Here is an 8701-nt window from a genome sequence, read left to right on the forward strand (position 1 = left end):
ATGTGATATACGATTATTTTCAAAGTTATGTAAGTCAAACTGTATATAATATTATCGTTATGTTATTAGGGGTAGTATGGTCTGGAATTTTAGCATATGGAGCAGCCGTATTTTTAATTAAACCGCTTCGAAAGTTAGAGGAGGCGGCAAGAAAAGCAGCTGAGGGTGATATTCGTGAAGATGTTCCATTACCGAAGACAGATGATGAAATTAAATCTTTAAGTGTTGCATTTAATATGATGTTAGGAAACTTAAGGGGCATGGTAAAAAATATTGATACAACATTTTCTTATACAAACAATCAAGTACAGCAGATTAGAAAACAAACAGGCGAAGCAACGAGACAAGCGCAAGGTGTATCTGAGACTCTTGCAGAGATTTCTTCAGGCGCTGAGCAATCAGCAGCATCAATTCAAGCAATTGTTTCTGCTGTTGATACAACGACGTCTATTGCAAGTGAAGTAGAAGAAAAAGCGAAGCAGTCTGATACGTTGTCTTCAGAAATGGTTCAAGCTTTAGGGCATAGTACTCGTGTCTTTACGTCTTTAATTCAAGGTATTCAAACATTGGCAAAAGAAAATGAAGATTCCATGCAAAATGTACAGAAGTTAGAAGAACGAATGAAACAAGTAGAACATATTGTGTCTGTTGTGAGCGCGATTGCTAGCCAAACGAATTTATTAGCACTAAATGCTTCTATTGAGGCAGCTCGCGCAGGAGAGCATGGAAGAGGTTTTGCGGTTGTTGCGGAAGAAGTACGTAAACTTGCTGATGAAAGTGATCATTCTGCAAGAAACATATCTCAGTTATTACGGAATATGCAAGATGAAGTACAACAAGTTGCAATGAAAATGACAGAACAAGTGAAAATAGCTAAAGAAGAGGCGAAACGTGGGGAAGCTACGGAATTAATTTTAAAAGAAATGTCATCAAGTGTTATGGAAGTAGCCGATGCAACTCAGCAAATTAGTAGTTATATGAATGAACAAGTGAGCCACATTCATCAAACAGGAGCACAAACAAAAGCTGTAGCAGCAATTGCTGAAGAAACGTCAGCTGGTTCGCAAGAAGTGGCGCGTGTAACGCTACAACAGTCTAAAAATATGATAGTAATCGATCAATTATTAAAGGATTTAGAGAAGCAAGCAACTGATTTGAAACAAACAATTGAACGATTTTCAATGTAAAAGGAAGAACAGAATGCTGTTCTTCTCTTTTTTATTTAGTTTGATTTAATATTTACAGTTAAACTATGAACGTTTCCGCAACATTCTTTTCTCTCCCTTTCGGATGAAAATTATAGCGAGCTATAATATTAAAAGGGGTGTCTTTTATGAAAAAAGAAAAAAGACAACGGTTAATTAAACAATTTGTAAAGGAGTATGAAATAGATAAGCAAGAAAGATTAGTAGAATTGTTAGCAAAAAAAGATGTATTAGTAACACAAGCTACGGTTTCTCGCGACATTCGTGAGTTAAACTTAACGAAGGTACCTTCTCAAGAAGGATTAATGATATATAAAGTTTTCTCAGAAGAGCATTTACAAACTGATATAAAGTTAAAGAAAAAATTACGAGAAGTTGTTGTGAAAATTGATTGTGTAGATCAATTAGAATCCTTTAATATCAAGGAATACTTTTGATGAGGGAACGGTTTGGTAACAATTATAACAAATCAGCTTCCATAAAGGCAATAACTTCTGCTTGCTTTGACGGGTATAAGTGACTATATGTATTTAATGTTGTTGATACATTTGAATGGCCAAGGCGTTGTGCTACAACAAGAGGGCTAACACCTTTGTTAATTAGATAAGATGCATGAGAGTGTCTGAATTCATGGATTAATATGCGTTTAACACCTGATATAGAAATGTATTTTTCATAGTCTTTATGAAGAGTTGCTGTAGTGATGCTTTTATAAAGTTCTCCAAATACAACATAATCTTTCTTTAAAGGTATTTTTACTGTAGCATGATTTTTTAGTTCTTTCAATAAATCGATGGCATATGTAGGTAACAGAATAACACGATTAGAGGACTTAGTTTTGGGCGGAGTAATTTGTCTGTTATATTCGGTTTTGTTAATGTCTATTGAGTTTTCTTTGAAATTAATATCAGCCCATGTTAAAGCTAAAAGTTCCCCCTTTCGGGCGCCACTATAATACAGAGTTGAGAAAAATGCTTTATAAATTGGGTCATCTACAACTTCGATAAATTGTTTAAACTCATCAAATTCCCAAAAATTCATTCGTTTATTTGATTCTTTTTCAAAGTTGCCAGCAATTCTCGCAGGGTTACTTGCGAGACCATAAAACTTTATTGCAAAATTAAAAATTGAGGATAGTACGGTGTGAATCTTTTTTAAATAAACGGCAGAATATTGGTTTATAATTTCGTTTTGGTAAATCATGATATGTTGAGCAGTTATATTGTTAATTTTTGATTTTTCGAATCTTTCTAGTAAGTGATTTTCAAGGATCGTCTTAATGGTGCTAATCGAAGACTGTTTTCTTCTCTGACAATACCAATCAAAATAGCTATCTGCAACTTGAGCAAATGTTAAACTGGAATTTGTTTCTTTGTCAACTAATATTTTCGCTTCGGCTTCACGTGCTTCCTTTTTCGTTTTAAACCCACGACGCTTTACTTGCTTTTGAGTACCATCAAACTGACGGACTCTGACAACGAAGAAATATGTTCCGCGTTCTTTATCTTTGTAGACCACCATAGGAACTCCTCCTGTATATATAAAGATTGATAATTCGATTTATTGAGTAGATTATAACTTGTTTGTTACCAAAAGAAAAGGCTCCCAAAATAAATTGAGAGTCTTTTCTTTGACTTGAACCACTTTAATTTTAATAACATATAACTTAAAAACTACCCACTCATAATAGTAGGGAAGATTGGTAGGGAAACCAATCAGGATAATACAAGTAAGGATAAAATCATATTACCATAATGATTATGGGGCGTATATTGAGAAAATTCGTCATTTGTTTTTTTATAATATTGTAATGCGTTTTTTAATTGGTTGGGTATAATTATTGAAAAATGGCTGGTTTCTACATAGGTTTTAGCAGAATATAATAAATAATGAACCAATATTCATTACGAATTGTAAAATATGTGAACCTGTAGTTGAATAATTTCAAGATTTTTCTTTAAAGCTATATTGAGAAATAAATTTTAGGGTGGAATAGAATATGAGCCCGTGCTAAAATTGGCTCTGTATACAGTATATGGGCTTCTATAGAGTTAATAGACGGAATAATCTCAAAAAACAAAATAAATAAAAACATAAAAACTCGCAGAGCGTGTGTAAGAGGTGCCCCAACAAAGCCCCTCACACCGTTCATCCTAGCTACCTTAGGACAAACACTTGCATCATACGAGTTCCTCCTTAGTTTAACAGACATTCATCATTCGTAGTGCAGTTTAGAGGTTGAGAAAATAGGATGGTGGATTTTTTGTTTTTGAAAGGAGGGAAAATGTGTATTGGAAAAGCTTCAGGAAATAATTCTAAAACGAAAAGAGATGAAAGGGGAGAGTTTTAGAACTATTGGTGATGCTATCGGTGTTAGTAAATCCACAATTGAAAGAGCAGTAAAAGGCAATTTTGAAATCAAATTTGAAGTATTATTAAAACTTGTTAAGCATTTATGTGATGATGAAAAAGAACAATTTCAATGCATAGAGAATTATATTTTAAATGCCTCAGGAAACCTTAATTTAGAAAAAGTAATGTGTTTTTGTCACGTAATGGGCGAATACGGATTGCTAGAAAAATTGATTTCTAAGCATGAGGAGAATATTGAGGTTAAAAAGTACATAATTCTTTATAAAATTCAAAATAAAAGAAACAAAAATGAGATGAGAGGGCAGAAATTATTAGATGAGTTGTACAAACATAATATCTCCGCTTACCCTGAATGTCAGGTGCTATCAAATATCTTGAAAATGGAGAGCATGTATGACAAGCAGAATTACCACGCAATTGTACCGTTTGCAGATATAGTCAGAGTGGAACTTGATAAAATAGGAAAAGAAGGTGAGGATAAAATAAAAAATACGGATGGTGTACAAGATTATTCATCCCATGAACCAAAGAAGAGAAAAGGTAAAATTGATAGAACATATATTAAAGAGTGTTTGGAGATGAAGTTTAAAGAAAGACTAGCCTATATCTACTTGATGAGAAATGATTTGGTTAATTGTAGGAAAATTTGCAAAGAAATTTTATCAAGTAAGTTGGATATGATGATGATTAAAGCGACAGCTTGGTGTTGCTACGGAGAATCATTTACCTTTGAATCTTTGGAAAAAGCATCTAAATTTATTAAAAAAGCAATTTCTATATGTGAAAAACTAAATGTTCCGCAAAAGGCTCAGAAATACATTGCATTTACTAGCACTCTTGCTCATTTGCATATTGAAAATAATTACAGGCTTGAGGATATTGATTTAGAATCAATTCATAAAAGCGAGAAAGCTTACTATGAATGTTTATACGGTGATTGGGAGTTAGGCATGAGAGTATATGCAGAACTACGAAAAAATGGGTTTACGTCATTTCAGTTATACTCGTATTCAAAAGTCACGAATGATATAATAGGATTGAAAAAAGCTCTTGAACTCTTTGAATTGTCTGGTAATATTTTCTATTCGGGGTACGTAAAACGTTTATTAATGAAAGACGAGGTGAAAGCGGTTGAGTAAATTTACAGTGAGTATTATACTGTTTTTAGGTATTATGATTCCTTTAGGTGAAACTGTTTCAGCAGAATCAATTGAATATACCCATGAACGGGAGCAAAATAGTCAACTAATTATGTCCGCTAAGGAGTTAAAAAAATATAGGGCGGTGGATCCCAGGCGGGGGTTAATAGGTAAGTAAATAAGAAATTTTTCTGAAAGACACTACACAGTAGTGTCTTTCAGTGCGTTAAGGAACGGAACGTTATTTTTTTAAAAAGAAATTATGGGACAAAGATAAAATACGAACTAAAATTAAAGGAGGAGTCTTGGAAATGTGTGAAGATATCACTGTTGAAATCTTATGGGAAATTTTAATTAAAAGGGAATTAACAAATGATGATAGTATAAAACAATATATTGACCAAATTAAACAAGACATTTATTTCGAATCCTCAAGTGATTGTCAGTAACTAATAACAATTATTTTGGGGTTTCCCCATCACCTAAAGCAGCACGCATCATTCTAAGATACATTTCTTGCTCCTTGGGTGTTTTTTCTTTCAACTTTGTATACAAGTCATCGAACTCTTTTTTGAGTTTTGTATGTTGGTGAGTATCTAGACGAGGATCGTCAGAGAATCCTAATAAATAATCTGATGTACAACCAAAAACTTCGGCAAATTTGGAAACAGATCGTTCGCCTCTACCTCTACGATTATTTTCAATAAGTGAAATTGTGGATTTCTTTAAACCAACTCTTTCTCCGAGTTCATCTTGTTTCCAACCTTTTGCAATTCTCATCTTTTTAACTCTATCTCCAATCATTTTAAAATCCACCTTTATTTAAATTTGATTAATTATGCGTTATCTTCAGTTTAAAATAAAAGTTTGTCAATTACAAACTATTTAAAATGATTATAAGAACTCTATAAAAAAGTTTGCAAAAATAAAACTTTGTGTTAATATTTTATTTGTAATAGAAAAAGAGGTGATAGTGAAATGAAGTTAGATAATGAAAAATTATTAAATTTATTAAAAGATAAACAAATGAGACAGATTGAGTTCGCATGTGCAATTAATCTAGCACCATCTACAATATCGTTATACCTAAGCGGGAAAGGACAACCGGGTAAAAAAGTGCTATTTGTAATGTCGGAATTTTTTGATATACCAATTAATGATTTGATTAAAAAATAAAGCTTTTTTAATGAATTGACAAAATGTTAACTGCAACATCTATTTTTTTGAAAATGAGTTTGCAAATTGCGAACTTATTAATTTAAAGGAGCGATACCCATGCACAAAAAACTATACATAGCCAGAAAAGAGCAACGTATGACACAAGTGGCGGCAGCGAAATTGATAAATAAATCGAAAAGGGCTTATTACTCTAAAGAGCAAGAGAAAAGTGGTTTCACCCTAAAAGAAGCTCAGAAACTAGCAAGGTATTTTAAAACCACTGTGGACGAGCTGTTTGAGGAATAAGCGAAAGGATGGTAAAAGAAAATGACACCTGAAAAGTTGTTCGAAGAAAAGGAGTATTTAGTAATCGCAGCAATCAAACAAAGATTTGGAAGTATCGCAAGAGCCAGACAAATTGCAGAAAGGAACAATATGGAGTTGGACGATTTAATTCAAGTAGGTCGTATGCATTTATGGGCGTGTTGTGTGAAATGTGATGCAGAGAGAATAGATACATTCCATGCATACGTCATGAAAGGCATGAAATGGGCAATGAGTGATGAGCTGCATATGAAAGGAATGCCTTTTAAGGTAAGTGGAAAAGTGAGTCATGAGGAAAGGAATCAAATCAATATCCATTCGATTGATTGGCATCGAGATGAGGAAGCAGTACATGAATGTTATATAGTGTCTCCTATCGATGTGGAAGAAAAAGCGTTGTTATCAGTTGAATTTGAAGAAGTAACGAGTGTACTGGAAGAAAAAGAGAAATTAATCATTCTGCATGTGGGCGAGGGATACACCGAAAGAGAAATTGCAGTGAAACTTGGGATGGGTAGATCCACAGTAAATACAAAGAAAAATGAAGCGTTTTTAAAAATTAACCCTGAGTATAAACCGTTAAACTTAAGAACATTTTTCTTGGGCAAAAGAAGAAATAAGAGAAACTGCCAGTTGGGGCTGACGGTCTAATAAAAACACATGTTGAAGTCATTATAGCATGAAATGAGCTCGTGTAAAGGAGGACAAGCATGAAGAACGGCAAACGACCGACCTAGAGAGAGAAGATACATATTAATGCATATAATTTAAATTCTGATAATTGGTTGATCTATAAGAGGGCAGATGGGCAACTACATTTGATTCATCATCATACGAACTCAACACGAGTCATTCCGAGTGCATAGAGTGCGTGAAAAAGAAAAAGGACTCTAGCGGAATGCTAGAGCCGTCAACATGGAATGTGAGTATTCTACACGAATGTATTATAGCATAATTTTTGTGAACCTATATAGATAAATAACATGTAATTATGCATAAACTTTTGGGAGAAAGGGAAATGTGCCCAAGCAGTGAGCGCTATTGCATGTAAAGAAGAGGAGAGATCAACGTGACCAAATCAGTTCTAAAAAAAGACCTAGAAAAGAAACAAATACTCGATGAATTCTTACAGCATTGCGAACAAAAGCAAGTTAAAGCGCTACAAAAGAATGACCCATATCTATTTTGTATCTGGATTAAAGAAGCCCGATTAGCCCGAAGGGAATTGGCAGCACTCTATCGTGCGAAAGAAAAGCATGATGAGGAACGCACACATATTAAAGGGATTGTTCACCGCTTGAGAAATATAGGCGTGAATGCCGATGTTGTGGAGAGGGTGCATTATATTACGCTTTCTGAGGAGGTTAGCTGAATGCTAGAAAATCAAAACGTTTTAGGCAATCCGCACGATTCCCCGAGACAAGACTTCGAACACTATTGTAGCGACTGTGATGGTGAGTTGTATTTCGGCATGACATATTACGAATTTGAGGGGAATCTCATTTGTGAGGAATGCAATGAGAAGTTTTTAGAACGCCATGGCACACGTTTTGTGGCAGGGGAATAAAAAAGAACTCACGGCAATGAGTTCCTTAGAAAAAACAAATTTGAAGTTAGTATAACATGGAGAGTGAGTGAAAGAAACATGCAGGCGAAAGTATTGGCAAATACACTACATATGAATCGTAAGGCGTGGCTAGAAGCGCGTAAGCAAGGATTAGGTGGAAGTGATGTGGCAGCCATTACTGGGTTAAGTAAATGGAAGTCACAAGTACAGGTGTTTCTTGAAAAAACACAAGCTATTGAACAAGAGGATATACAAAGTGAAGCTGCGTATTTTGGGAATGTATTAGAAGAGGTAGTTGCCCAGGAGTTTGCTAAACGTACAGGTTTAAAGATACAGCGTCGAAATGCCATCTTACAACACCCTGAGTATCCTTGGATGCTTGCAAACGTGGACAGGCTCATTGTGGGAGAACGATTGGGCCTTGAATGTAAATCAGCATCTGAATATTTAAAAAAGGAGTGGGAGGGCGAAGAAATACCTGTTGCTTACCTTCTCCAGTGTCAGCATTATATGGCGGTTACAGGCTATGAAGCATGGTGGATTGCAGTATTAATTGGTGGTAATAAGTTTGTATATAAGAAGATTGAGCGTGATGAGGATATTATCCAGTATCTTATCAACATGGAACGTGACTTTTGGCTCAATCATGTTGAGAAGGATGAACCGCCTATGTTTGATGGTTCAGAGGCATCTACGCAGCTACTGAAGAAAATGTATCCAGAATCTATTGAAGATAGCTCTATCAGCTTAGGAAAGCAAGAAGAGCTACTTATTGAAGCGAGGGACCAAGTAGATAGGGAAATGAAGGTGCTGCAAGAACAAAAGGCAGAGTATGAGAACAAGCTGAAAGCGAAACTAGGTCCTCATGAGAAAGGGACGACGGAGAATTACACGGTTCATTGGAAGTCCTATAAGAGTAATCGTTTTGATAGCAA

The 8701-nt window shown here is 34.8% G+C and carries 11 protein-coding genes and 3 pseudogenes; 12 read left to right on the forward strand and 2 right to left on the reverse strand.

The features are described 5' to 3' along the window. Positions 1 to 59: 59 nt before the first annotated feature. The 3 pseudogenes from ATL10_RS32375 to ATL10_RS21225 all read left to right on the forward strand — a co-directional run. A pseudogene (locus ATL10_RS32375) lies at positions 60 to 245 on the forward strand (HAMP domain-containing protein); the annotation flags it as partial. 369 nt (positions 246 to 614) lie between these two features. Further along, positions 615 to 1187, forward strand: a pseudogene (locus tag ATL10_RS32380) (methyl-accepting chemotaxis protein); the annotation flags it as partial. A 146-nt stretch (positions 1188 to 1333) separates the two neighbouring features. Then, positions 1334 to 1612, forward strand: a pseudogene (locus tag ATL10_RS21225) (arginine repressor); the annotation flags it as partial. A 52-nt stretch (positions 1613 to 1664) separates the two neighbouring features. Here the strand turns inward: ATL10_RS21225 and ATL10_RS21230 are convergent. After that, complete coding sequence (locus tag ATL10_RS21230; RefSeq protein ID WP_110497463.1) at positions 1665 to 2726, reverse strand: tyrosine-type recombinase/integrase; 1062 nt, start codon at positions 2724 to 2726, stop codon at positions 1665 to 1667. A 770-nt stretch (positions 2727 to 3496) separates the two neighbouring features. Here ATL10_RS21230 and ATL10_RS21235 point away from each other — a divergent pair. Both ATL10_RS21235 and ATL10_RS31360 read left to right on the forward strand, forming a co-directional pair. Then, positions 3497 to 4717: an AimR family lysis-lysogeny pheromone receptor gene (locus ATL10_RS21235; protein ID WP_110497465.1), complete on the forward strand. Its 1221-nt coding sequence runs from the start codon at positions 3497 to 3499 to the stop codon at positions 4715 to 4717. Between the two features lie 311 nt (positions 4718 to 5028). Further along, positions 5029 to 5166, forward strand: coding sequence for a hypothetical protein (locus ATL10_RS31360; RefSeq protein ID WP_181419340.1), 138 nt, complete (start codon positions 5029 to 5031; stop codon positions 5164 to 5166). A gap of 10 nt (positions 5167 to 5176) precedes the next feature. On the opposite strand, the gene ATL10_RS21245 is transcribed toward ATL10_RS31360, so the two are convergent. Further along, positions 5177 to 5521: a helix-turn-helix domain-containing protein gene (locus tag ATL10_RS21245; protein ID WP_110497469.1), complete on the reverse strand. Its 345-nt coding sequence runs from the start codon at positions 5519 to 5521 to the stop codon at positions 5177 to 5179. 174 nt (positions 5522 to 5695) lie between these two features. On the opposite strand from ATL10_RS21245, the gene ATL10_RS21250 reads away from it, so the two are divergent. From ATL10_RS21250 to ATL10_RS21275, 7 genes are all read left to right on the forward strand, one after another. Next, positions 5696 to 5893: a helix-turn-helix domain-containing protein gene (locus tag ATL10_RS21250; protein ID WP_110497471.1), complete on the forward strand. Its 198-nt coding sequence runs from the start codon at positions 5696 to 5698 to the stop codon at positions 5891 to 5893. Between the two features lie 99 nt (positions 5894 to 5992). Further along, on the forward strand, positions 5993 to 6181 hold the full coding sequence (locus ATL10_RS21255) for a helix-turn-helix transcriptional regulator (RefSeq protein ID WP_110497473.1): 189 nt from the start codon (positions 5993 to 5995) through the stop codon (positions 6179 to 6181). A 21-nt stretch (positions 6182 to 6202) separates the two neighbouring features. Beyond that, a complete protein-coding gene (locus tag ATL10_RS21260) occupies positions 6203 to 6850 on the forward strand; it encodes a sigma-70 family RNA polymerase sigma factor (RefSeq protein ID WP_110497475.1) in 648 nt (215 codons plus the stop codon). Between the two features lie 95 nt (positions 6851 to 6945). Continuing rightward, positions 6946 to 7065 (forward strand): DUF6906 family protein, encoded by a 120-nt coding sequence (locus tag ATL10_RS32385; protein WP_481747229.1) that lies wholly within the window; start codon positions 6946 to 6948, stop codon positions 7063 to 7065. Positions 7066 to 7268: 203 nt separating this feature from the next. After that, positions 7269 to 7571, forward strand: coding sequence for a hypothetical protein (locus tag ATL10_RS21265; RefSeq protein ID WP_110497477.1), 303 nt, complete (start codon positions 7269 to 7271; stop codon positions 7569 to 7571). Continuing rightward, positions 7572 to 7766 carry a hypothetical protein gene (locus tag ATL10_RS21270; protein ID WP_110497478.1) on the forward strand — a complete coding sequence of 65 codons (195 nt, stop codon included), beginning with the start codon at positions 7572 to 7574 and terminating at the stop codon, positions 7764 to 7766. Between the two features lie 78 nt (positions 7767 to 7844). Beyond that, positions 7845 to 8701, forward strand: an 857-nt coding sequence (locus ATL10_RS21275) for a YqaJ viral recombinase family nuclease (RefSeq protein ID WP_110497480.1), incomplete at its 3' end; no start/stop codon positions are given.

The organism is Bacillus sp. 196mf (genome assembly GCF_003217275.1).
GTDB classification, from domain to species: domain Bacteria; phylum Bacillota; class Bacilli; order Bacillales; family Bacillaceae_G; genus Bacillus_A; species Bacillus_A thuringiensis_S.

Excerpts from the sequence above, each read along its gene's own strand:
- ATL10_RS21230 (WP_110497463.1), bottom strand. The coding sequence starts at position 2,726 with ATGGTGGTCTACAAAGATAAAGAACGCGGAACATATTTCTTCGTTGTC.
- ATL10_RS31360 (WP_181419340.1), top strand. The coding sequence starts at position 5,029 with ATGTGTGAAGATATCACTGTTGAAATCTTATGGGAAATTTTAATTAAA.
- ATL10_RS21245 (WP_110497469.1), bottom strand. The coding sequence starts at position 5,521 with ATGATTGGAGATAGAGTTAAAAAGATGAGAATTGCAAAAGGTTGGAAA.
- ATL10_RS21250 (WP_110497471.1), top strand. The coding sequence starts at position 5,696 with ATGAAGTTAGATAATGAAAAATTATTAAATTTATTAAAAGATAAACAA.
- ATL10_RS21255 (WP_110497473.1), top strand. The coding sequence starts at position 5,993 with ATGCACAAAAAACTATACATAGCCAGAAAAGAGCAACGTATGACACAA.
- ATL10_RS21260 (WP_110497475.1), top strand. The coding sequence starts at position 6,203 with ATGACACCTGAAAAGTTGTTCGAAGAAAAGGAGTATTTAGTAATCGCA.
- ATL10_RS21270 (WP_110497478.1), top strand. The coding sequence starts at position 7,572 with ATGCTAGAAAATCAAAACGTTTTAGGCAATCCGCACGATTCCCCGAGA.